The sequence below is a fragment of the Reinekea sp. G2M2-21 genome (assembly GCF_015687175.1).
Classification (GTDB): domain Bacteria; phylum Pseudomonadota; class Gammaproteobacteria; order Pseudomonadales; family Natronospirillaceae; genus Reinekea.
This window is the reverse complement of record NZ_JADPQG010000003.1, coordinates 136,880-161,106: the sequence shown is the minus strand read 5'-3', so window position 1 is coordinate 161,106 and position 24,227 is coordinate 136,880. Positions and strand designations below refer to the sequence as shown.

The 24,227-nt window shown below is 49.1% G+C and carries 22 protein-coding genes; 18 read left to right on the top strand and 4 right to left on the bottom strand.

Features of this window, described 5'->3' with window-relative positions; translation table 11 throughout:
- Positions 1-75 precede the first annotated feature (75 nt).
- On the bottom strand, positions 76-2,076 hold the full coding sequence (locus IYN85_RS13040) for a hypothetical protein (protein WP_196159351.1): 2,001 nt from the start codon (positions 2,074-2,076) through the stop codon (positions 76-78).
- A gap of 63 nt (positions 2,077-2,139) precedes the next feature.
- Positions 2,140-3,855 carry a hypothetical protein gene (locus tag IYN85_RS13035; protein WP_196159350.1) on the bottom strand — a complete coding sequence of 572 codons (1,716 nt, stop codon included), beginning with the start codon at positions 3,853-3,855 and terminating at the stop codon, positions 2,140-2,142.
- Between IYN85_RS13035 and IYN85_RS13030 the strand changes: the two genes are divergently transcribed.
- Both IYN85_RS13030 and IYN85_RS13025 read left to right on the top strand, forming a co-directional pair.
- Positions 3,846-4,076, top strand: a complete 231-nt coding sequence (locus IYN85_RS13030) for a hypothetical protein (RefSeq protein ID WP_196159349.1) — start codon at positions 3,846-3,848, stop codon at positions 4,074-4,076. The genes IYN85_RS13035 and IYN85_RS13030 overlap by 10 nt on opposite strands.
- 171 nt (positions 4,077-4,247) lie before the next feature.
- Positions 4,248-5,420, top strand: coding sequence for an AraC family transcriptional regulator (locus IYN85_RS13025; protein ID WP_196159348.1), 1,173 nt, complete (start codon positions 4,248-4,250; stop codon positions 5,418-5,420).
- Between the two features lie 87 nt (positions 5,421-5,507).
- Here the strand turns inward: IYN85_RS13025 and IYN85_RS13020 are convergent, their stop codons facing one another.
- Positions 5,508-6,410 (bottom strand): sterol desaturase family protein, encoded by a 903-nt coding sequence (locus tag IYN85_RS13020; protein ID WP_196159347.1) that lies wholly within the window; start codon positions 6,408-6,410, stop codon positions 5,508-5,510.
- Positions 6,411-6,543: 133 nt separating this feature from the next.
- On the opposite strand from IYN85_RS13020, the gene IYN85_RS13015 reads away from it, so the two are divergent.
- The 6 genes from IYN85_RS13015 (at position 6,544) to IYN85_RS12990 (ending at position 12,115) form a co-directional block, all read left to right on the top strand.
- Complete coding sequence (locus IYN85_RS13015) at positions 6,544-7,560, top strand: AraC family transcriptional regulator (protein WP_196159346.1); 1,017 nt, start codon at positions 6,544-6,546, stop codon at positions 7,558-7,560.
- Positions 7,561-7,621: 61 nt separating this feature from the next.
- Positions 7,622-7,837: a hypothetical protein gene (locus IYN85_RS13010; RefSeq protein WP_196159345.1), complete on the top strand. Its 216-nt coding sequence runs from the start codon at positions 7,622-7,624 to the stop codon at positions 7,835-7,837.
- The gene (locus IYN85_RS13005; protein WP_196159344.1) at positions 7,827-9,089 is read left to right on the top strand and encodes a retropepsin-like aspartic protease; all 1,263 of its coding nucleotides are present in this window, start codon (positions 7,827-7,829) and stop codon (positions 9,087-9,089) included. The genes IYN85_RS13010 and IYN85_RS13005 overlap by 11 nt, the downstream gene beginning before the upstream one ends.
- Before the next feature lie 117 nt (positions 9,090-9,206).
- On the top strand, positions 9,207-10,133 hold the full coding sequence (locus tag IYN85_RS13000; RefSeq protein ID WP_196159343.1) for a hypothetical protein: 927 nt from the start codon (positions 9,207-9,209) through the stop codon (positions 10,131-10,133).
- A 28-nt stretch (positions 10,134-10,161) separates the two neighbouring features.
- Positions 10,162-10,761, top strand: a complete 600-nt coding sequence (locus IYN85_RS12995; protein ID WP_196159342.1) for a trans-aconitate 2-methyltransferase — start codon at positions 10,162-10,164, stop codon at positions 10,759-10,761.
- A gap of 388 nt (positions 10,762-11,149) precedes the next feature.
- Entirely contained in the window at positions 11,150-12,115 is a 966-nt protein-coding gene (locus IYN85_RS12990; protein WP_196159341.1) for a hypothetical protein, read from the top strand.
- A gap of 219 nt (positions 12,116-12,334) precedes the next feature.
- Here the strand turns inward: IYN85_RS12990 and IYN85_RS12985 are convergent, their stop codons facing one another.
- A complete protein-coding gene (locus IYN85_RS12985) occupies positions 12,335-14,881 on the bottom strand; it encodes a M14 family zinc carboxypeptidase (protein WP_196159340.1) in 2,547 nt (848 codons plus the stop codon).
- A gap of 307 nt (positions 14,882-15,188) precedes the next feature.
- Between IYN85_RS12985 and IYN85_RS12980 the strand changes: the two genes are divergently transcribed.
- The 10 genes from IYN85_RS12980 to vgrG all read left to right on the top strand — a co-directional run bounded on the left by IYN85_RS12980 (position 15,189) and on the right by vgrG (position 24,215).
- Positions 15,189-15,599: a hypothetical protein gene (locus tag IYN85_RS12980; protein WP_196159339.1), complete on the top strand. Its 411-nt coding sequence runs from the start codon at positions 15,189-15,191 to the stop codon at positions 15,597-15,599.
- Between the two features lie 225 nt (positions 15,600-15,824).
- Positions 15,825-16,454 carry a DUF4157 domain-containing protein gene (locus tag IYN85_RS12975; protein ID WP_230390724.1) on the top strand — a complete coding sequence of 210 codons (630 nt, stop codon included), beginning with the start codon at positions 15,825-15,827 and terminating at the stop codon, positions 16,452-16,454.
- Between the two features lie 557 nt (positions 16,455-17,011).
- Positions 17,012-17,584 (top strand): DUF4255 domain-containing protein, encoded by a 573-nt coding sequence (locus IYN85_RS12970; protein ID WP_196159338.1) that lies wholly within the window; start codon positions 17,012-17,014, stop codon positions 17,582-17,584.
- A gap of 45 nt (positions 17,585-17,629) precedes the next feature.
- Positions 17,630-18,619, top strand: a complete 990-nt coding sequence (locus IYN85_RS12965) for a hypothetical protein (protein WP_196159337.1) — start codon at positions 17,630-17,632, stop codon at positions 18,617-18,619.
- A gap of 61 nt (positions 18,620-18,680) precedes the next feature.
- A complete protein-coding gene (locus tag IYN85_RS12960; protein WP_196159336.1) occupies positions 18,681-20,438 on the top strand; it encodes a phage tail sheath C-terminal domain-containing protein in 1,758 nt (585 codons plus the stop codon).
- 50 nt (positions 20,439-20,488) lie between these two features.
- A complete protein-coding gene (locus tag IYN85_RS12955) occupies positions 20,489-20,947 on the top strand; it encodes a phage tail protein (RefSeq protein WP_196159335.1) in 459 nt (152 codons plus the stop codon).
- Between the two features lie 117 nt (positions 20,948-21,064).
- Positions 21,065-21,541: a phage tail protein gene (locus IYN85_RS12950; RefSeq protein ID WP_196159334.1), complete on the top strand. Its 477-nt coding sequence runs from the start codon at positions 21,065-21,067 to the stop codon at positions 21,539-21,541.
- Positions 21,542-21,543: 2 nt separating this feature from the next.
- On the top strand, positions 21,544-21,717 hold the full coding sequence (locus tag IYN85_RS12945) for a DUF5908 family protein (RefSeq protein ID WP_196159333.1): 174 nt from the start codon (positions 21,544-21,546) through the stop codon (positions 21,715-21,717).
- Between the two features lie 3 nt (positions 21,718-21,720).
- Positions 21,721-22,425 carry a hypothetical protein gene (locus IYN85_RS12940; RefSeq protein ID WP_230390723.1) on the top strand — a complete coding sequence of 235 codons (705 nt, stop codon included), beginning with the start codon at positions 21,721-21,723 and terminating at the stop codon, positions 22,423-22,425.
- On the top strand, positions 22,425-24,215 hold the full coding sequence (vgrG, locus tag IYN85_RS12935) for a type VI secretion system tip protein VgrG (RefSeq protein ID WP_196159332.1): 1,791 nt from the start codon (positions 22,425-22,427) through the stop codon (positions 24,213-24,215). The genes IYN85_RS12940 and vgrG overlap by 1 nt, the downstream gene beginning before the upstream one ends.
- Positions 24,216-24,227 lie beyond the last annotated feature (12 nt).

Genomic DNA, 24,227 nt, shown 5'->3' with positions numbered 1-24,227 from the left:
AGGTCTAAAAGAGAAAAGCAGTATTCAAAAAAAAGATCCAGAGCGCTCGCTCCGGATCCAACGAGTTCTTCTACATTACTTCCATGGCGCGAAAATAAGTACGGGCGTGTTGAGGTAAATGTCGTAGTCTTGGGCGGTCTTGTTGAGCAGTGAGTTCAATTGTTCGCGGGTCTGGTTGTGCAATAAGTAGCCCAGCCCATTGTCGGTTTCCACGTAAGTCATGTGATGTGCCATGACGCGCGCTGTGCCACCAATGTCGTCCACGTTATAGGTGATCGTATAGTCGGTTAAGTTACCGTCTGCGTTATACGCCAGCTCAATGGTCTGTCGGTAGTTTTCAACGCCGTTGTAGATCTGATTCGAGTTGATGTTGGTTAAACGCCCGCTGTTGGCGTCGTACACGTAATTGTAGGTGATCACGCGGTGTGGCTCCGGTCGGTCTGCTTCGGCGGTGCCATAAGCCCAGGTTTGTTCGGTTTGAACAATGCTTTTCATGCGACCCAGTGTTGTTCCCTGTTCCTCGTAACTGTATTTCGTCACGGTTTTGGTCACATTGGTATTGTTCGAGTTTGAGGTGCGGGACTGTTCAACCAAAACACCCTGGTCGTTATAGGTGTCGATCTTAACCCCATACTCGTTTTCAAGGTCTAAACCGTCTTTATCTAAGTCGCGTAACTCGATTTCTTGTATCGCTTTGCCATTGTCGTTGTATTCGAAGTTCTGTTGACGACGAAACGTCAGCAAGTCGTCCGTGCCATAGTAGCTGGACTCTTTTTCCAACACTTGACCTTCAGAATTGCGTTTAATACGAATCTCCTTGCGGCTATTGATGACACCGTCATTGTCGCGGTCATCCGAACGGGAGGTTACTTCATCGCCGTTTACAGTAGAATAAACAGTGGTGTATAGGTTAGTAACGGTTTCAATCACAGCACCCGTGTCATCATGGCTGATGTAGTCCATACGCTCCTGTATTTCGCGTCCTTCGCTGTCGTATTGGTAGACATAGTCGTGCTGGGACGTAGTTTGGTTCCCATTGTCGGAAAATTCTTTCATGCGAATCGGCTGGTTCGCTGAATAGGTGCTTTCCATGCGATATTCCAGTTCCAAATCGTCAAGGCTGGTGCCGTTGAAGTCTTCTTCAAAGGTCACAATTTGGTAACCATTTCGGCCCATATAGCCATTGTTGATCAGCACGGTTTTTGCGACATAGGTTTCCGGTGTATCCGTATCCAGATTAAGTCGCTGAGTGGTGATCACTTCTTGAGGGAAGCCAAATTTGTCCAAACTGTATGTAATGGTATCTCGGCTCAAGTCCTTGTCTGTGCTTGTGCGTCGTACCAGATTATCTGTTTGTGTCAGTGCGCCCAGCGAATTGTATTGATAGCTGTTGATGTATTCTAAGCTACTCCAAGCGGACTCGTGTTGGATCATTCGCGGTGCGCGTACCTTTATACCTTCCATGTCGTACAGCGTAACGAGCGGTTCGGCGATATCAATAGCCACAGGTGCCGCCAGGCTGCCACTAAAGGTATCTACAAAAACGTCAGGTCGGTCAAATGCGTGATCCAGATCCACAAACGTGCCTGCCAGGCGTTGGTGCCAGTCGGTTAAGTCAATACCGTTGTCCGGGTTGCGGTCGTTGTCGAGCACCAAAAGTAGCTTCATTTTGTTCGAAATCACGTGAAGCGGATCAAGTGTTGCGGCGGCTTGTCCTGGTGGTGTTTCGAGAATCGACAGAACCGCATCGGCGGTATCGGGCAGCGCGTAGCCCTGGCGCAAAGCTGTCGAGAAATTCAGGTTCTCTGCTGCAGCCACCGTAAACAGTTCAGTATCACCCAGCATAAAAGTAATCTGTTCGCCGTCGTTGTAACTGAACTGACCATCAATTGACTTAGCGTTGACTGTGGCAGTTTTAAACCCCAACCCGTCGATATCGAACGGTTGGCTGCCGGCAGTGAGTTGGCCAACGTTATCGCCGCCACCCAAGTCCGGTTTGATCACTTCTGGTGAATTGCCGCCTGCGCAGGCTGTTATTAGCGCGGCTGTCAGGCTGACAGTAAAAGCATGTTTCATGATGATGTCCTGCAATTGAGGCGGCTTGGGTACTTGCCCGGCCGCCGCTGTTTTGTTGAATAGTTATCGAAGCAAGCCGTCTACAGGCAGATTGAGTGTGGCGTTGCTGGAGTTCGCGCCTGTGTACAGGTCTATTAACAGTTGTGTTCCTTCGGAGGTGCCATCGGTAATCCAGATTTCATTACCTGTGCCCGTGTCAGCAGCCGTAAATAAAAGTTTGCCGTTCAGCGGAGCAAATTGTTTTGGGTACGAAGAGTCGACGCCGTTAAGGTCGGCAAGTGTTTCGACGGTTTGTGGCGTATCTGCCTTAACTGTTCTCAATTCAAGTTGACCATGGCCCTTAATGTCAGATGCAAACACCAGATTGCCCCCTAAATTAACCATGTATTGCAGGTTAACAACGTCGTCTAGCGTGATGAGTTCACGGGAGTTCGATCCATCTTCAGTCTTAAGGGGTTTGGCGATTTGCAGCTTGCCTCGGTTACCGTACGCAATACGGTCCCCAAACGGTGTTAACGCGGTTGCCCCTGCCATGGTTTCACTGACAATGAGTGTGCTTTCCGGTGTACCTCGTGTGCGCCAGACTTCGCTACTGTATTCGCCGTTATAGGAAGATGCGATGAAGTACAGCGTGTCGCCGACCGCGACAAAGTTCTGAGGGGTAGAACTGCCGAGGGTGTTGATGTTCTTCAACATCACCGTGCCAGCTTCTGTTCCGTCGGATACCCACGGTTCTTTTCCACCGGGTTCTCCGGACACGCCGTTGTCGGCGCCAAAGTAGAGTCGATTATTAAATGCGACGGCGGTGTGGATTCTGGCATTTGGTGCGCCAGGGTTAATATCTTTGACCAATGAATATTCATGAGCGGCGTTCATACGATGCAGTTCAAAACCCTTGTTGCTGTGCAGCGCCATGAAATAAAGCTGTTCATTCATTACCGTCAATGGGAAGGCGTAGCTGGAATTGATGCCTGGGACAATGTCGGTCACTCTTTCAGTTCCTTCAGCAGTACCGTCGGTGCGCCACATTTCGGTGCCGTGATCAGCGTCGAAACCTCGGAAATAGACATATCCATTGAACATCTTGAAAGAATTCGGGTTTAAGTCGGCCAGTTCACCGTCATCCAGCAGAATGGTGCCCTCTGCTGTTGCGTCTGTGGAGGCCAGGACTGTTTTACCTGCCACGTTTTGTGCGGAAAAAACCCATCGGTCTCCGGCCATAAATGGCTCAGTGACGAACTCTCTGCCTTCGCGGCCAACTCCGGGGACAAAATTGCCAATGCGAACAGTGTTATCAGCGCTGCCGTCTGTCACGTAGAGAGCCTGGTCTTCGTCGAAGGCGGTGGCTGTGAAAAACAGGCGCTCTTTCGTGCGCAGTGTTAAAGGAGATGTTGCTGTTGGGGTACCAGTGGCGGAGCCGGAAGCCGCCGCCGGGGTCACTTCGAAACGAATCTCTTTGTCGTGATCCAGCCGCGAGGGGGTAAAGCTCAACGAGGTACTGACGGTTTTACCATCGACTAACCAGCGATACTGGTGACCTTCTACGTTGGCTGGGTCCTGTTCGGCGTCGGAGTAGGTAAAAGATCCGGTCAGTTCCACTTCTGTCCAAATATCGTCACCGGCTTCCTGCAGCGTGAGTTGGTCAGCTCCGTATAGAATTTGTACACCGTTCGCCGAAGGGGCACTGTTTTTGGTTTCGGGTTCGCCGCACGCAGAAAGCAGCGCGGTTGTGCACAGCGCCATGCCCAGGGTAAGTGGGTGTTGGGTAAATGATTTCATCGATACTGCCATTGTCTTTATTCCATCCTGAAAAAGATCTCAATGCGCGCAGTTTAAGAATGAAGGGGCGTTCGGGTGTCAGCCTTGGTCCAGACGGACGCTTTTTTATGCAGCCGAACGCTTTTTTTGGGCCAGGCGAACGCCAAAACAGCGGTTGGGAAGTCTCGAACGGTGTCTTTGAAGCTCTCAGCAACACATCGTTTCGAAGTGAGCGCCGTTAAAACGGTCCTCTTGCAGGACGTTTTTTTAGTGGTATTTTGGCCGACCTACTCGGTTGGGTAGTGATGTTCGTCGACTAATTTTTATACACTTATAAAGTCTTTGCAGGCGGTTGTCTGCATGATCGGTTGGTCATAAATAGAAGCAAGAGAGAGTTCGAAATGGAGTCTGTAATGAGTGTTGTTTACGGTGTTTCGCTGGCAGCTTGTTTGGCGCTCGCCACCCTGTTTATTGCGGTTCAGTGTCGGTCACGTAAGTGGCTGGTGGCCTTCATGTTGTTTCTGTCTGCTTATATGTCCTTAATTCTGCTGGACAGTTTCGATATTCGGATCTCCCCGCAGGCCTATTTAATATCGCTCGCTATCCTGTTCCTGCCAGGGCCACTGATTCTGGGCTATGTCAGTCATATTTCGACCCGCAAAGAAGTGCAGTTAAAAGACTTCACCTTTTGTTTTTTACCGGTGGTGACTGCTCTGCTGTGTGGCGATCTTTTGGGTGGCTACCCCATGTTTTCTCTGGTGCCTCGTGATGCTTACAAAATGGACAGCTACATCATGATATTCAACATGATCAGCGCTATGGCGGGTATTCATTTGCTGATGTACCTGGCCCGGGCGTCGCACCTTATTTTGAAGATGAAGAAAGACTGGAATTCCTACCAGAGTAAGACTTTGCCAGACAGCTGGTATGACATGATTAAGGTGTTGCTGGTCATATTCGTGGCCAATGCCACGCAGGTACTCAGTGCCTTTTTGTTCCCAACAGGTAACAAGGTATCGGTGGGTGATATTGGCTTTATGATTCTGGTAACGCACTTTGTTTACCTCAGTGTGCGTACGACATTCCGGGCCATCCGAGTCGACAACGACGCCGATGACATCATTTACGAACAGACCTCTTATTTTTCAAAAGTACTGGACGAAGAACAGTTGGCTTACAATGCCGACGCGCAACGCATTGAGAAAGAGGTGTTGGAAGGGCAATTGTTCTTACGCGAAGACCTGTCGTTATCGAGCCTGGCTCAAGCTGTGAGCGTCAGCCCGCATAGGTTGTCGGCCATTCTCAATAATTGCTACGAAAAGAACTTCTACGAATACGTGAACGATCTGCGAGTAGCCTATGCGGCCAATCGGATGATTCAGGAACCGAACAAATCGGTGACCGAGATTTTCTATTCGGCCGGGTTTTCATCGAAAACCACCTTCTATGGCTATTTCAAGAAAACTTATCAGGTCACGCCGTCGGAGTTCCGTAAAAGGGCTCAGCAAACCCCGGATTTCCAACCTGCTGAACCGAGTGTGGCGACAGCCGATGTAGTGGACATCAATAAGCAAGTGGTGCGTTAAGCACCACCGGCTAGCCCTGAAATGTCACCATGCTGCGCAAAGCATCGTTGTACTCCGTAGCGCTCTGCCTAGGATTAAATATCCAGTCTAGTGTACGTTTGGTTCGGTACTGTTGTAACCTGTTTTTGATGAGGCTGCCGGTTCCGGTTGCCACTCCGGCGGTGCCCAGAAGTGTTTCAGCCGTTTTGATACGCTTTTCTGGCCACTGAAGGCATCGCGGAACATGTCCTTCCATTCGTGAAAGGTGAGGTAGATCGGGTTGTGACTGACAACTTGCCGGGTAATGCCAAAATCGCAGACGATGTCGTCTTTTTCGGCGATAAAGGTGCCAAATAGTTTATCCCAGATAATCAATGTGCCGGCATAGTTCATGTCGATGTATTCCGCATTGCGCGAATGATGCACCTTATGGTGTGAAGGTGTGTTCAATACCTTACCCAGAAATTCGAATTTTGGGCTCAGCTGCGTGTGAATAAAGAACTGATACGCCAGGTTAAACAGCACCACCGCGATCACCGTCATTGGCTCGAAGCCCAGCATGACAAGCGGAATCCAAAAGACCCACATCCCCGAAATAGGGTAGGTCAGGCTCTGGCGGAACGCCGTTGAGAAATTCAGCGTTTGCGAAGAATGGTGCACAACGTGTGAAGCCCACATCCAACGAATTCGATGGCTGGCGCGGTGAAACCAGTAATAGCAAAAATCCTGTAGTACAAACAACAGAGCAAACGCCCACAGCGTGTTGGGTATGTCAAACAGTCGGAAATCGAACAGCCAATAGTAAATACTCAGTGTCACAAATGCGGCAAGACCGTCACCAACTTCATGCAGCAACGCCAGGGTGATGTTGGAGGCTGTATCTGCCAGACTGTATTGCGCGGTTGCCGGGGCGGAACCGGCTTGCTTACGCAGGCTGAGCCATTCCCAGGCAATGAAGGCCAAGAATATCGGCGCAAAGTAAATCAGTATGAGTTGAGGTTCAAAGGTCATCGGGCCACCGTGTTTATTATTATCGTCTCGGTCGGTTGTGCACCGGCCAGAGCGCTGTATTATTCGGATTGCGCATAGTGCCGGATTCCACTCCCCGGTGATAGATTCAAAACGTCAGGAAAATTTGCTGAACATGCCAGATACCCACCAAGACAGCACGGTTTCATACCATTACCTGCGCGGTATCGTTGAATACTTGAATCGGCGCGAATGCGCGGTAGAGCCGTTTTTTGCCCAAGCGGGCATTGCCTTGGAATTATTGAACGACGGAGACCGGCGATTACCCAGTACGACCTTTCTGACCTTGCTGGAGGCTGCAGGCAAGTTGGCTTCCGACCCGGCCGTGGGTCTGCACGTGGGGGAATGTATTAAGCCGGGCCAGTATGGCGTTCTTGGGTATGCGGTGATGAGCAGCCAAACCGTGCAGGAAGCGTTTGCACGACATGAGCGATACGAAGCACTGGTGTCGAACCGTGCGCAGTCCCGGTATCAACTTGGTAACGAGGAGTGTTCACTGACCTGGAATACCGGTGCAGATGAAGCCGCCTGTGCAATTGCTGAAGAAAACGTCGCCGCCTGGGTTACGTTCTCCCGCTGGATAACCGGGCAAAACCTGCGCCCATTGTCGGTTCATTTCCGGCATTCGGCACCAGAGTACCTGGCCGAATACGAGCGCATTTTTCAGTGCCCGGTGTTGTTTGAACAGCCGGTGGTTGAGGTGCGTTTTCCCACTACTTACCTTCATTTGCCCATCACGCAACACGACCCGCTCATGCAAGAAATGATGGATGCTCACGCCGAACGACTGTTGCAGCAATTTAACCAAACCGATAGTCTGATCCGTGATGTGCGTCGGTTGATTATTGAAGGTCTGGCGCAAGCAACGTTGACGTTGGAATCTTTGTCGGAATCGTTAGGCATGACACCGCGAACATTGCAGCGGCGTTTGCGTGAGCGAGATGAAACCTTTAACAGCTTACTCGAACGGACCCGTAAAGATTTGGCGATGACCTACATTAACCAAGCGGATGTCAGCCTTCCCGAACTGGCCTACCTGCTGGGCTATGCCGACCAGACGGCTTTTCAGCGGGCATTTAAAAAATGGACCGGGACAACGCCGGGTAAATATCGAAAAGGTGAACAGCTGTAAACCCACGGCGTGCATGCACGCTGCATTTCACCGTAAATGAATCACAATCAGGAGCAGTGGAATGTTGTTAATCTTCGCTTGGTCGGGAATATTGTTGACCATTATCGGGTTGTTAAATCTGATATTTTTTGACGTCTTACCACCTTTAATGACCGTCTCTCAGTCTGTCGGCTGTATTCTGTTTGGTATCGTGTTTATGTTTGTCGGTCGGCGGCATTTGCCAAACTTAGTGGCCTATTTGTTCTCAGGAGATGGGGTTAGTGGCGATGAAGATTAACCCAATAAATCAAACAACTCGATTTAACGGCAGTCGATTTCCACAACTTCACCTCGGCACTGTTCTAGCCGCCGCGCTGCTGCCTTTGCTATTCATGTTTTCGGCTTCTGCAAATGCAAACTCTCAGCCGCCAGTCTGGCTCACTGAAGGGCCAGTCTTAGCACAGCCAAGTGCATCGTTTGATGTCCCATTGGACGTGTTTGCCACCAAGCTATATGTGCAGGTGAACATCGCCGGGAAGGAACGTCGTTTTGTGGTGGATACCGGTAGCCCGTCCATGATCGATAAAGCGCTGGCTCATGAACTAGGGCTGGTCAGTGTCGGTAGAAGCCAGGGAACCGATGCGCACGGCGCTGTTATTCGCAGCGATATTGTGCAGGCAGATCTGCAAATCGGTGGTGTAGAGTTTCGTCGGGTGCCGATGGTGACTGCAGACTTTTCTTCTAATCCACTTACTGCAACGTTCATTGGCGACGGTGTGCTCGGGTCAGAATTATTGCCGTTGGGCGCCTGGCAGATAGACCTGCAACAGTCGATCTTGCGGTTTCGTACCGAGACGCAGCAATTGCCCAATCTCAACCGCGCCAAAAAATTAAAGCTATATCAGTTTGGCTATCCGTTTAGCCCGATATTCGACGTCACCTTTGCGAAAAAAGCACGCAGTAAGGCGATGTTGGATACCGGTGCGCCGACTTACTTCAATCTGTCGCCGGCTGACTTGGAGGGGGCCAGAAAGGCAGGCGGTGTTGGGCAAACGCGAACTGGTTTTGGTTCTGCCGGCAGCTCTTTAGGCGGGCAAGCCGCAGACGCAGAACAACGTCAGGTGATGTTGAATTCGTTGTCGCTGGGTAATTTAAAATTGGGCGCTGTGGTGTCGGAAACGCGTGACGGTTCGCCAAGTCTGATTGGTGCGCGAATGCTGGCGCACTATATTGTGACGTTGGACTCCACAGCAGGCGTCGCTTATTTCAAAGCGTTTTCCGATGCGCCTTTTGCTTATTCCGACTTTGGGTTTTCACTGGCTTTGGGCGATCATATTTCCATCGGTCTGGTCTGGCAAAACAGTGCAGCCAGTGCGGCGGGACTGAAACCGGGAACCGTGTTGACGGCTATCAATAGCGTGCCGGTGGACGCAAGTTCAGAAGGATTGCGTCACGCACTGACGGCGATGGCGGGTGATGAAATTTCTCTGACCTGGAAAGGCGGTGCGGTAACGTTAACCGATAAAGCCAACCTGTTGATAAACCCATAAAAAAGGAACCATCTTGCGATACAGACGTAATGCGCTAATCTAAGCCCGTGAAATATCATCGTACAGTAAAGTGACGTGGTTCTACTGTGCTTATAGAAATAAAGCTCCGGAGCCGCCATGTCACACCATGCCAGAAAGACCATGCCTTCACGCGAACCTAATGATTCTGCGAAGGGATCAGCGCAAAAAAACGTTCAACAAGCCATTGCATTTCATGATAATCGGCGCGACGCTGCGACTCAGCGCAAGCTGGCGAAAATGACACACTCTTATTCGCCTACACTGCCAACAGATGGCATTGCGCAGTTGAAGCGTATGGATAAGGAAGTCGTGAAGGCGGAATTAAATCAAGACGCGAAAGGTCGCCGAACGCTAGACATTCTGGATACTTGTGAGGTTCAGGAGGTCGACAGTCTGCTCTATAACAACAATCGTGTTGGCATTTATGGCTTAACACTTCCGGACGAACGGCCACCGGTTATTTTTATTGATCATACCAATACGCCGAACGATCAGGTCTCTGCCCTGACGTTGTTTCACGAATCACTACATGTTGTCGATAAAGACGCACCCGCAGGCACAGACGATTCGGTTCAGGCCGTGCAGCAAGATAACGTTAATGAAGCCAAGACTTGGCGCGCCGAGGCTGAATACGCACTAGAACGCGGTGGCGAATATCTCGAAGATGCGAAAAAGCAGAAATCGGTGATTCTGGATCCGAGTTCAGGTAAATATGTACTCAATGAAAAAGTATTCTCCGATTTGGCGAACGGTGCGTACGACAATACTGAGCCCAGATCGAACCGCTATACCCGCGCGCTTTATAAAGCGATTGGCGCAAAAGATCTCAGTGGCAATTGGAAAGTTGGGCTATCGACGGGTCAAAAAGTTGCGGCCGGTGCGCTCGGCGGTGGCATTGTCGGGGGCGGAATAGGCGCGGGTATTGGTGCCGCAGTGGGTGGTCCGGCGGGTGCATTAGTTGGCGCAGGTATTGGCGCAGGTGTCGGTGCCATAGCGGGTGCCGTTGGCGGTCTATTGGTTTAATCGACGAGGGCATTGAGGTTTCGTCAATATGAATATTATGGAAAAAGCCACTATCCAGCGCTTTCATCGTGAAAGGCTCGGCCAATTACCGCACCAGGAGCTCGCGTATCAAACCGAAGATGGTCAACGAATTCGTTTTGAACAGTTGTGCAAATGGGGGAACTTTGACGGACTTTCCGTGATGGATCTGGGTTGCGGGTATGGCGACTTTCGAGCGTATCTGGAATCGCGGTTTGATCGTGTGACCTACTTGGGTGTGGATTTGCTCGACGACTTTATCACAGGTGCCGAGCGAAAATATGGCCACTTACCACGTACGCATTTTATTCAGGCGGACTTCAGCCAAGTGACGTTACCAGAAGTGGATGTGATCGTGATGTCTGGTAGCCTTAACTATCGTAATTCCACCAGTGACTATCCCTGGTCGTTATTATCGTCTTTATGGAAGAACGCGCGCTTGGGTATGGCGTTTAATCTGTTAAATGCAAACAGCTTCGATGCGAGTCCGTTGTTAACCGGGTATTGCCCCGATGAAGCGTTGCAACGTTGTATGCAAATTACCCCTCACTGTCAACGTATTACCGATTATCTGGAACACGACTTCACCATGCTGATACATCGACAGTAGACTATTTTGATGAGGTTTGGGATGTGAAAGTAACGAGCGTCAGCATGTTAGATGGCTGGATCTAACACTGCGACATAAATAACGTCGACGATGGTTTGTTGGGAAAGTCGTTTACCTTGGCAATTATGGAAAAGTCAATAATATGTATGAGTCCAAATCTTTCAGGAAACCCGTTGTCAGTGTGGAGTCTGGGGCTACCCGCTCAGTGAGCGCGAATCACACTTTTCACTCGAAACGAGAGAATCAGCTTGCGCAATTGCAACGTGTTGCGGATATGAGTTCTAACCAACAGGGCCTACGAAAACTTGTTGACAGTGTTGCGTGTTTGAACCCTGAATCCAGTCCCTCGAAACAGTCTGAATCGAAGGTTTCAGCACAGAATCCTGGTATGAAACCGATGCAATTGAGGATTATTTCAGATGAAGCACTGCCGCTAGAGCTCGACAAGCATTATGGTGGTCAATATAAGTTGAAAACCTCAGGAATTGCGGACCCCAGGGAAGTGCAGTACCCCTATGTCAATTACGATTACATGGGACCACCGGTCAAGGAGACTAAGTTCGATGCGCTGAATCAGATGATGGCTGTACTACGTATGATTGGAAGCGTCGCTACTTCTAGTCGTATGCTGAAAGCCGTACGGAAAAAATCCAAGAAGGAATCCAATAGAGCCATAGAGTGGATGCAGGGACAGCAAGGTTGGGTCCCTGTTGATTCAAACCATTTCTGGCCTTTTGCAGTGGATATTGACTTTGACTATAAAAACACCTTTGGGAACGACGGCTTAGCAGGAGAGCTTGGCATCGAAGCGTTCTTTGGGTCGGCAAACTATGGGTACATCACCGAAGTGCGCGGTAACGCCAATGAATTTTTTCAAATGGGCATAAAATATGAACGTCCTGACCTGACGCTGCCCGATATGACGCATGAGAAAGATCAGTACGATGCCCGACATTTGGAAGACGGCACCGAAAACGAAGTGGAACGGGCACTTGGTGCCCCTGGCCCCGAAGGCGCCGACTCAGTAACCAAGTACGTGGCTGAGGGCGCGCGTTGGCAAGCAGTAGAAATATTGGGTAAAAAAGGTGGACTGACTAACACCAGTAAGTTTTTTATCAGTAGCTCAGCACAGAACGTACCACTTGAAAACGATGATTTTCCAACATACATCGAATTCCAAACGTTATGGAAACGTTGGCAAGATTTTAATAATTCGTGGGGAATTTCTAACTCCGATCTCAAAAGCGCACTAACAGGGAAACTGATAAGTGACAAGTACAAAGGCAATATTGATCATCCGACGATTTCCCTGAGTACGCTTAAGGCAGATGGCAAGAACTTTGACTTAGGCTAAAGTCAGAGTTTTCTTAGTCTACCCCCTGTGTGGCGTTGAACTTTGCCTGCGTGAACTAATTTCGCCTACAGGGCAGTCCGGGATGAAATAGCAGTTGATTCTGAGACCGTCCAGTTTTTCTTAATGTCGCTTACTTTTTCGGGGGCGGGCAGATTTTTAAAGGTGAGCCAGACCAAAAAAAGCCGGTGCATGCACCGGCTTTCGTTTTGCTTGGCTAAATTATTGGAACGTCAGGCTCCACTGATTAATGGTGCCAACATCTGCCCTGGCACGATCCCGTACCCGCAAATTCCAGGTTCCACTTGAATCTTTACTGCCAGCGTCAAAAGAGAAAGTGCCGATGATGTCGTTAGCCGAACCACCTGTACGGTTGTGCAGGTTATAAACGGTGCCATCCGGGTGTATGACATCGACAATTAAATCACCCTTGTACGTATGCGAAATGTTCACAGCAACGCTAACGGTGCCAGAGGCGCCGGTTCGGTTTACCGCTATTGGGCTGCTGATTCCGGTTGCGTCGTTGTCGGGTATTGCATAGCTGTTGGTGTTTTCAAAGGTACTCGGCACGGTGCCGCCGCCGTCTGAGATTTGGACGGTATAGTCTTCCACTTCACCATAGTTGAACGTACCACATGCACTGGGTGCTGCGTTGTAACGCATGGCTACGCGCATGCGTGTATCGCCTTCTGCTGTGCCTGCTGGAACAGTTAACGTACCGGTTCGAGTCGATGAAGATGCGGTTCCTGAGTTATAGACTTCTTCGCCGGAATCGGAAAAATCGCCGTCGGCATTCAAGTCAATCCATATCGTCCAATGCTCGTTGTAACTTGAGCCAGAGAACCCAGGCGTTAAGGTAATTGCGTTCGCCCCTGTGCTGACGGGAACTGTTTTACTGGTGAAGTCGGAGTAAGTCGCGCTACCAGAGGCGTTAGTGAAACTGCCCACGGTTATTTGCGATATCCACTCTTCACTGGCATTGGCTCCAGCGGCCGCGCAATATTCAACAGGTTCTGGTGTAGGGTCGTTATCAATCACCAAAAACTCGGCGGTGACCGCACCCCAGACGCCGTCTGCATCTTTGGCTCGGACGTAAACGATGTGCTGACCCAAGCTCAAGCCCGTCGTGTTGATCACGCCAGTGACGCCTTCGGTTTTACTATTGAATGAGCCATCGGCTGCGGAAAGTGCGATTGCCGTACTGCCAGATTGCCAAGGAGCAACGTCGATATAGTACTCCGCTTCCACAATGTTCTGCGTGGGTTCTGTACCGTTGCTGTTGTTGAAACGAGTATCGCTGGTGGTTGCGGTTAGTGTTACCGGTGTTCCTGGTGTCACGCCGCCACTCGACGCGCCATCGCTGAGCGCAAGATTGGTGACGTCCGGACCACCTGGCGTAATGTACGGCGCGCCAACCACTTTGGCGGCGTAAATGAGCGCTTTCAGGTTGTCTGGCTTAATGGTGCTTTCAAATGTTGAGCAGCCTTGAAAAAATGATGTACCCAGTTCAAAGGTGTAGGCTGGTACACCGAGTTCGCCGTAGCTGACGGCATCGCTGGTGCCATCGGTTGGGTAAAGACCAATGGATTGTTGTGGCCGGTAGTTGTTGAAGAAGGCGAATTTTCGACCCAGGGTTTGCATAGCAATACCGTTTGGCGCCACCTGATTGGTATCGCCCCAAGGCCATAAAACCAATTCGCTGTAACTGTGAACGTCAATGTGCATGCCGGTGGTATCTGTCGGCGCGGCATCGTTTTTGTTGGGACCTCGGCGATCCGGGAAAATACTGCGCACATAGGCTTCAATGGCCTGTACTTCGGGTTCGGAAGCGGGGGACGGACCGCGATAGGTCGCATCACATTGGTTGCCACTCGAGCCTTGGCCGTTGGTGATATTCCAACTGAAGCTGAAGTTTCGGTTTAAATCTGCGCCTCGGCTGTTGCTCGTCGAGCCGCAATAATTTTGGTTGGCATTTTTGCGCCAGGACAAGCCGGTCTCTGCTTTCTTCCGACCATCCGGGTTTGTCTGCAGCATCAGGTGAACTTCATGATGATCCAGAATCCAGGTGGCGTCGGCATTGTTGCCATAACCTTCAACCAACCAGTTTGCAAATGCCAGGTTTAACGGCGCTGTTGTGTATTCACGCGCATGAATGGCGCTGTTCACAAAAAGAATGGGTTTTGTGCCGGTATTGGCCTTATTGGTCAGCTTGAGGACCTTAATATCAAAGCCTCCGAGTCCCTGGTTTTTTTCCCAGGAATTACCAACGTCAATCCAATCCGCTAAATTTGTGTATGTGTTGGCAATGGTTTGCGCAGCAGCGAATGTTTCCTCTACCGTTTCATAGCAGCTGTAGCCTGGAATGCCAGCAATAAGCGCGGCGGCGTTGCTTTCGCTGTTTGTGGTTAGTGTTGTCTGCACGGCAACCGATTGCATTTGCGTGAGCAGGTCAACTTGCTGATTCATGAAATCTGTTGCAATGTCGACAGTAAACCCCAGTGACTCCAGTTTTTCAATGTCTTCTGTTGTCAGGTCGATAACATGATAACCCTGCTCTTTGTTGGTCTCCATCAGCTCAGCGTGATAAGAAATCGCAATTTTTGCGCCCTCCGCTTCTGAGCGATAGGTGACCTTGTAGTAGGTATTTTTCTTTTGTTGTTCTAGCAGTTGATAGGTTTCATCGGCCGTTTGTGAGGCAGCGAAAGTCGGGTAGCTCATCAATGAGCCCGCTAATAACGCGGCCATTGATAAGGCGCTTATGTTTTTCATTTAACTCTCCTAGGTATTATTATGTTTCCGTCATATGTCTTTTAAGACCAGGCGGTATTGCTTACTCTTGTGGAGTAATGCAATCCAATGTGTTGGATTGCAGTGTCTCAATAGACATCATGCTTAAAAATTTCCTATGAGGAACCTGCAAGCAACTTAGTGAGGCAAGCGCTAGAAATTAGGGGTGTTGTTTTCAATTGTCAAAAGAAAATGTACATCTGTTCATTAAAAGTGAAAGAGGCAATGACGTTTGAAAAACGGCCTAAATAAACAATTAATCCTTTTGCTGCTATCTTTCGCAGCGCTTGTGAGTGCTGAACCCACGACGGAATCAAACATAAATGGCACGGATCTGCGTACGCTGATTGCAGACTTTCAATATTGGCGTTCAGTACCAGGGCATTTTGAAGGTGCATCCTGGAATAGTCACGTAGATGCCTGGAACGGAACGCTACACAAAATCATGCAAGCGCTTGATGAGCAGGTCGAAGTTGGGCAATCCAGTTCGGAAGACATACTGGCGTTACTGGGCGAACCTGATCTGAAAATTTTAGACGCACTTCACAAAAAAAAGACGTTGGTTGCGCAAGTCGATTGGCAAGGAGAGCCTATTAGTGATATCTGGGTTTTCAATTGGCGCGGAAATCATGATCAGTATTTAATTTCAGTCGATAAAGGCATCGTAGTCGCGAAAGGCTGGTACATGGCTTTAGAGTGAATGCTCGATCATCTTCATAGAGTTGTCGTTATGCATGTACCGAATACTTTTTCTTTTTTAATCTTCCGAGCGGGCAAACAAGAATAGAGGTTTCTGTTGTCTGTTTTGTGTTTGAATTGACGGTTGGTCGGTAATCAACTAAGGTCATTTTTCGTCGGGTTTCTGCATAACGCGATCTGCGTCTCATGAGTTGTTTAGCCCTTGAATTTGAAGGAAACCAGTCCTATGAAATCACCTCAGGAAAAAATAGCGTCTGCTAACCACGGCCGTAAAGAACCTACAATACGCGCGGCGCAATTAGCCGCTTTTACCGACAATCGCTTAGCAATGCAACGGGTGGCGCAATTGCAGTATCTCGCGACTACATCGGGTGGATCTGGCATCGTTCAAACGCAGACAGTAGACACAGTGCAACGTCAACCAGAGGAAGAAGAATTGCTGCAAGGCAAGTTTGACTCAACTTCTTCGGACGGAACTCAAGCCGTTCACCAGCGAAAACCCAATGCCACCGGTCTGCCTGATAATCTAAAATCGGGTATGGAAACGTTGTCTGGTACTTCGTTAGATCATGTTAAGGTGCATTATAATTCGTCAAAACCCGCTGCCGTGAATGCGCATGCCTATGCGCAGGGCAGTGATATTCATTTGGCTGCTGGCCAGGAACAGCACTTACCCCATGAACTGGGACATGTTGTTCAACAGATGCAAGGTCGGGTTAAACCCACCATGAATGTCAACGGTGTTGAGGTGAATGACGACGCAGGATTGGAATCCGAAGCTACGCAAATGGGCGAAGCGGCACTACAACGTGCTGCAATACAGGCTATGTCCTCACTTGAAAAAGGTGAAACCTGACAGATCAAGCCTTTCTTTTTTTTAGTTCACATGAAACGAAAACCTAATTCATAGACTTTTTTTGAATTAGTACTGTCTATCTTATTCTTAATTCCTTTCGCGCGGTTTCGCTGCGTTAATCTGACAACAGCAGGCAGAGTGATTTCGTTACTTCGTTTGGCGTGAGAAAAAAATCAATGTTTTCAAATACTAATTAAATTCGGGTGGAGAACTCAGAAACGCCGGTCCGCTATCGTGCGGGTGTGATGAGTGTCTAAAATAATAAAAATATTGTCACTAATTTGGCAATAAGAAAACGAAATGGAATCTTTTTTGATTGACCAACGCGATACCGCTGAACTAGTGTAAGAAGCGAAGAGAGGAATATAAAAATTGTCTTCTGACAGAAGATAAACATAAAAATAACCAAGCCCAGGTCAGCCATGTTCATGGCACCGATGTTTTCCTTGGCGTTTTTACGCAATGACTCATAAAAAATACACTAATTGTGTAAGGGTTTTCTTTGCCCAAAAAACTTGAGTTGACGTTGTGTGATGGTGACAGGAGTGCAGTAACGGATGATTGCGGAAGCATTGGCAGCCGTACGAAGTCAGCTAAATGACTATTTGATCCGGCAATTTGATTTAACAGAAGACATTGCGGTACTCAGTAATCTTGCGGACACCGAAGGCCGTTCCGAAGAACGAGTCGCCAACAAAGTTGCGATCACGCTGGTGAATGTTACCCAGGAACGCAACGCAATGACTAACCAGCGCGGCTCCACCGGACTGTCTCGTTCAGACATTTCTTCGCCTATTTTGGTGAATGTTTCTATTTTGGTTTCCGCGCACTTTAGTGGTGTGAAATACGAGCACGCAGTGAACCTGTTGTCTGCGGTGGTCGGTTTTTTTCACGCGACGAGGGTATTTGATCACGCCAATACCCCTGGCCTGGATACCAATATCGACAAGCTCATCATCGAACTTGAAGATGCCAATACGCAGGATTTAAGTAACCTTTGGAGCATCCACGGCGGGCGATATACACCTTCGGTGCTGTACCGTTTGCGCGTGGTCAGCATCAATGCGGATCAGATACGGGGCGAAATTCCCAGTGCGTCTGAACCAGAAACTTCCGTGGGAGGGCGTTGATGGTGAACAAGCAATTAGACAGACCGACACCAGTGAGAGGTTGCTATGGGGTATAGCCGCCTGTTGTCTGTGTCTGTTGCACACCGGTATTTTGCGGATAACCGCTGCCGCCATTTACGCTTTACCGAACTCGGTACCACACACCGTAAGCTTGTTAATGCGAAGCTGATGGTGAAGTACCGTGACGATGGTCTGGATATGTTTCTGGAAGATTCTCCAGCCAATTGGATGCAGCTGGAAAGCCTGGCAAACCAGAAGCGATCGTATCGAAACATGGGTGAGGGTGAACCCATTGGTGAATATCGCGATATTGTCGACCCGTTTTGTGTGCATTTTGCGGCGCAATCGTTAGATTCAAATTTTACGCTTTACTCAGAAGCACTGGCGAGTCGGTTGCCAACTGAACGAGGGAAAGTCTTATCGTTGATGAATGCGGTGGTTGAACCCGATAAAGACGCCGACGTATTGCCATTACACGCTGGGGATGTGGTCGACAAAACCGCCTTGGTTAACGTACAGCAGTGGTTATCCAACGATCGCATTGAAACTTCCTCACCCCACGGCATTGCCTTGCTGCTGCGCCTTGAAATTAACCCGGCATTCTTCCGCACGATCAAACAACGCCATGACCAAGGCTTAACAGCCCTGCACTTTACCGCGCAGTTGGCAGCTACCGCCAGCTTATGGGTGTACCACTTCATGGGACGGTTTGATCAGTTTCTGTTGGAAGTGGTTGATCGTTCAAGAAGCGACAAAAGTGTCACGGTTGATGAATCGGCCGTCGGGGATGAAGAGCCTTTATTTGAATCGGTTGCCGATGGGTATGAGGACGCCTTACAGCGAAAAGTTACGTTGTTTCGCTCGACTAAGAAATTGCCGTTGCTTGAACGGTCGAATTATTCCTTTCAACTGAAAGATGCTCGAACCAACAAAGTCATTATTAAACGTTTGCCGGTTGCATCGCCTGCGCACCTTCAGGGTACGCTGAAAGGTGGTGTATACGCTGCGGAATCCAATATTTATGTGAACTACTGATGGGCATTTTATGCCGTAACTGTGGGAACAAATATATGCGAGACTACCAAAGGAACATTTTATGACAACCATGAAAACTCCCGGCGTTTATATCGTTGAGAAAAACGCCTTTCCCAATTCTGTTGTTGAAGTCGCTACCGCAGTGCCGGCTTTTATTGGCTACACCGAAAGGGCAGACAATGGTGGTGATAGCCTGCACCTGAAACCTTGGCGAATTTCCTCAATGGCGGAATTCCGCAATTACTTTGGTGGCATGTTTCAGCCGAAGTTCAAAATAACTGATGTCACTCCTGCGCCCGCCGCTGAAGCAGAACCAGCTTCAGCACCGGCTGAGGAGGGGGGAGACCAACCTGCAGCGGCCGCTGCACCCTCAGCTCCCGCCGTTCAAGCGGATGTCACTAAAAGCTTTTCTTACACGATGACCAAAGACGGAAAGCCCGTTTTAAAAGATGGGAAACCGGTTGTAAAAGACTACTTAATCGAATGGGAAAACGTAAAGAAACAACACATTCTGTATCAATCCATGCTGATGTTTTTCCAAAATGGTGGCGGCCCTTGTTACGTGGTTTCCGTGGGTGGTTTCGACAGTGAAGTCTCAGCAAAAGATTTAACGAAGGGAATCGATGAACTGGTAAAAGAGTCTGAGCCAACCATGGTAGTCGTTCCTGAAGCAGTGACTCTCGATTCTGCAGGGTATAAAAACGTTTTAGCCAGTAGCGTGAGTCATTGCGCAACCATGCAGAGTAGAATTGCGATTCTGGATGTGTTCAAGGGTTATCGTGATCGGCGCGACCCAACAGAGCCGGAAAGCGATCATCGTTTTCTGGGCCAAGGTGTTGCGACGGACGATTGCATTGATAATTTCCGTATGGACGCTGGCGCAAATTCATTGGATTTTGCCACGGCCTACTACCCATGGGTAAATTCAACCGTCATCTCAGACGCAGAGCTCGATTTTCAGAATTTCAGCGCGGATATGGTAAAAAAAGTCATCATTGAAGATCTGCAATTGCCGGAGCAGGCGCCAACCGAAGTGCCGACAAACGCAGAAGGTTCCACGGACGAAAAAAAACTGGCCGAAGCGAAGAAGAAGTTTCAGTACCAGAAACAGATCTGGGATGAGCTTGAAAAAGTTAAAGACAGTGATGTAACAGACGAAGATAAGGTGCAAGTACGAAAAATCTTGCGCAATGCCAGCCCTCTTTACGAAAAAATACTGAAAGCTACCGCGAAAACCATGAACCTCCTGCCTCCGTCTTCAGCCATGGCAGGTGTGTATACCATGGTAGATAACTCTCGCGGAGTCTGGAAAGCACCTGCCAATGTCAGCTTGAATGGTGTCATGTCACCGGCAGTAAATATTACGCACGCCGACCAGGAAGATCTGAACGTGCACGCGCAAGGAAAGTCTATAAACGCTATTCGTAACTTCATAAATGAAGGAACCTTGGTCTGGGGAGCGCGTACGTTAGATGGCAATAGTCTGGATTGGCGTTATGTGAATGTTCGACGCACGATGATCATGATTGAACAATCCATCGCGACGGCGGCAAAGGCTTTCGTGTTTGAAGACAATGTGTCTAAAACCTGGGTGACGATTAAAAGTATGATTCAAAACTTCTTAACCGGCGTCTGGAAGCGAGGTGGCTTGGCCGGTTCTTCACCTGCGGATGCCTTCAGCGTCAGTGTTGGGTTAGGTGAAACCATGACGGCGGTGGATATCTTAGAAGGGCGCATGAATATTACGGTGTTGGTAGCGGTAACCCGTCCAGCTGAATTTATTGAAATTACATTCCAACAGCAAATGCAAAAATCGTAATAACGTTCTTGCAAACTGTATAAACACATTGATGATGAAGGAATTTAAATATGGCAGATGACGGTAGCGCACAATCCCAAACAGTATGGCCAATGCCTAAATTTTACTTTCAGGTGAAATGGGACTCCGAAGTAATGTCTTTTCAGGAAGTATCCGGCTTGGATGTTGAATCGCAGATAATTGAGTATCGCGCGGGGGATAACCCTGTCTTTTCAACCATAAAAATGCCTGGGCTTGTGAAGTCTGGCAACGTGACCATGAAAAAAGGCGTGTACAAGGGCGATAACAAGTTCTGGGATTGGTTCTCAACGATCAAGATGAACACCATCAAACGTGTCCCCGTGGTAATTAGTTTGTTGGATGAAACGGACGCGGTCACCATGGTATGGACTCTGGCGAACGCATGGCCGACCAAAATTACCGGTACCGATCTGAAATCCGACAGCAATGAAGTCGCCATCGAGACAATTGAAATTGCACATGAAGGACTAACGATCGCCAACGGTTAACGTTTAGACGGTGCTCAGATATAGGAAGCTCTAGGGGCTTCCTGTATCTCAGTTGACACCGCATGTTCGCAAACAGCGCAGATCAAGCAGTCAATGCAGTAAAAGGGTTTATGTTTTATGGAAAGTTTAGCCGCACTTGCTCAGAGTTTAAAAACGCCGCCAACGGCGTTCTTCTTCCAGGTATCCTTTGTCAGCTCACTGGGTCAAATGGATACCTCTTTTCAGGAAGTATCTGGCATTACCACCAAGCTGGAAACCGATACTTATAATGAAGGCGGCGAGAATCGTTTTGCCTATAAGTTACCCAAAGGCATTACTCATTCAAATCTGGTGTTGAAACGCGGTATCGATATGATCAATTCTCCGTTGGTCATCTGGTGTAAGTCGGTTTTTGAACTGGATTTTTCAGTCTCCATTCAAACTCAACCGTTGGCCGTGTACCTAATGAATGAATACAACATTCCTATTCGCGCGTGGACTTTTTTCAACGCTTTTCCTGTTTCGTGGGAAGTGGACCCATTTAATTCAACCAAAAATGAACTGGCCATCGAAAAAATAGAGTTAAGTTACGATTATTCCATGAGGTTGTTTTAAATATGACGATAGAAGTAAAGCAATTGACGATACGTTCGACGGTAGAAGAACCTCATTCCGCCCATTACCGCAATGAGCGAACAGCCGAGTGCTGTGCGCCCGGAATAAAGGAGGAGATTCTGAAAGACGTTGAACGCCTGGTAAAACAGATGTTACGCGAAACCACGGATAGATAACCGATGAACCCGTCACTGGCGACAAAAACCAAATTGACCATAACCCGCTGTGTCGGTGAAAAGAAGGAACCGGCTTCAGGTGACAGCGATATTTTCACGGTCATGCTGAATCCGTCGACCATTTCTCACGCCCATGCCATTGACTACAGCACGGGTTCCAGCAAAGGCGGGCAATCTAAAACTCCGCTGGGTAAGCTCTCGGATGAGTCTAAGTTTACGGCGTACAAACCCGAGAAGGTGAGCTTTGAACTGATGTTGGATGGCTCCGGTGTGGTCGAAGCCGAGGACGATGTCAGCACCCAAGTCAGTAACCTTAAGAACATTGTGTACGACTACGATGGCGATGAGCATGAACCCTGTGTGGTCGAAATTGTCTGGAAGGATTTCGCCTTTAAGTGTCGGTTGGACTCGATGTCTATCGACTATACGTTATTTAAGCCCGACGGCAGCCCGATAAGGGCCAAGGTGAAGTTAGCCTTTTCCAGTTATATGTCCAATGAAGAGGAGTCTTTGCAGGCGAAGCGTTCCTCACCAGATTTGACGCACCATGTGGTCGTGCGCGCGGGAGATACGCTGCCGCAATTATGTCACCGGATTTACAAAGACAGTCGCTACTACGTCGCCGTGGCGAAATTCAATAATCTGAACACGTTCCGTTTTCTCGAACCCGGAACCCAACTGCGCTTTCCCCCGCTAAGGCAACCCTGATGGCAGATTCCCCGGCCGTCAATTCGGACGGTCCTGTACGAATTGCAATATACAGTGAAGGTGAGGAAATTCCCGACACCGTCGGGGTGACTTCTGTGGTTGTCAGTTATCAATTCAATCGCGTGCCCTATGCCATCATAGAATGTATTGATGGTGACCCTGCGGATCAATCGTTCCCGGTCAGTGATGCCGATATGTTCATACCTGGAAAAAAGATAAAAATCTGTGCGGGATACGACGAGGGTGAGGAAACGATTTTCGAGGGCGTTGTTGTGAAGCACGGTTTGCAGATTTCTGCAGAGAGTGGTTCCCAGTTACGTGTGGAGTGTCGGGATCCTGTACTGGCAATGACACTGGGTCGGAAGAATGAAAATTACGTTGACCAGAAAGACTCCGACATTATTACCGCCTTGATTGGAAACTATTCAGCGTTAACGGCCGATGTCGACGCCACCAGTATCGAGTACGCCGAACTGGTGCAATACCAGTGCACAGATTGGGATTTCATGATTGCCCGGGCGGAGGTAAATGGTTTACTGGTGTCCGTTAACGCCGGCAAGGTTTCTGTGAAGGCTCCAGATGCCAGCGCTGCGGAAGTCTTAACCGTTACTTACGGAGAAGATCTTATGTCTTTTGACGCCGATGTTGACGCGCAATTTCAGGTGCCGAGCGCAGACTATTCTGCCTGGGATATTGCTCAGCAAAGCGTGGTTAAGCAGTCTGCTGAAGCCGACGCTTTTACCAGTCAAGGCAATTTGACCGCCGCAACATTGGCAGAAGCATTGGATGTAAAAGCCGTTAAGACGCACACCAGTGCGGTTGTCAGTAGCGACGGACTGAAGGCCTGGGCCGGCGCGCAACAGCAGAAAATGGCGATGTCTCGGGTTCGAGGCCGTTTGCGGGTACAAGGTACCGAAAAGGCATTGGTCGGCAGCTGTATTGAGCTGGTGGGCGTAGGCAAACGCTTGAGTGGCAAAGCAATGATGACCGCCGTGATTCACCGATTAGAAGGCGGTCAGTGGATTACCGATATAGAAACCGGCTTGTCTCCTACCTGGTTTGCGGAGCAAAACGCGATATCAGCGCCGCCCGCGAGCAACTTTGCTCCAGCGGTGACGGGTCTGCAGATTGGCAAAGTTCTGAAGTTGGACGCAGACCCCGCAAGTGAACATCGGATTCAGATATCTCTGCCTGTGATGGGGGTAGAAACAGAAGGCATTTGGGCTCGATTGTCGAGTTTTTCAGCTTCTAATGCCTACGGCCATTTTTGCATTCCAGACGTCGGAGACGAGGTTATCGTCGGGTACTTCAACAGTGACCCAGCGCAACCGGTGGTATTGGGCAGTTTATACAGTAGTTCTTTGCCGCCGGCAGAAACCATAACCGCTGAAAACTACATTCGGTCGCAGGTGACGAAAGAGAAACTCACTGTTCGTTTCGATGATGAGAAAAAAGTGATCACGCTGAGCACACCGGGTGGTCACGTTGTGGAACTCAGTGACGATGCCAAAACCATATCCATTACTGACTTGAATAAAAATAGTTACCTGATGTCTGACGCGGGCATTACGTTGGATTCTCCTAAAGACATCAACTTAAAGGCAAAAGGAAAAATTAATTTGGATGCGACCGGAAATATTGCGATGTCCTCCAAAGCCGATGTCACAGCCGAAGGACTTAATGTCAATGTCACCGCCCAGGTTGGCTTTGTAGGCAAAGGCAGTGCCAGCGCAGAAGTGTCTGCTTCGGGACAAACGACGATTAAAGGCGCCATGGTCATGATCAACTGATGGTTCAAGCAA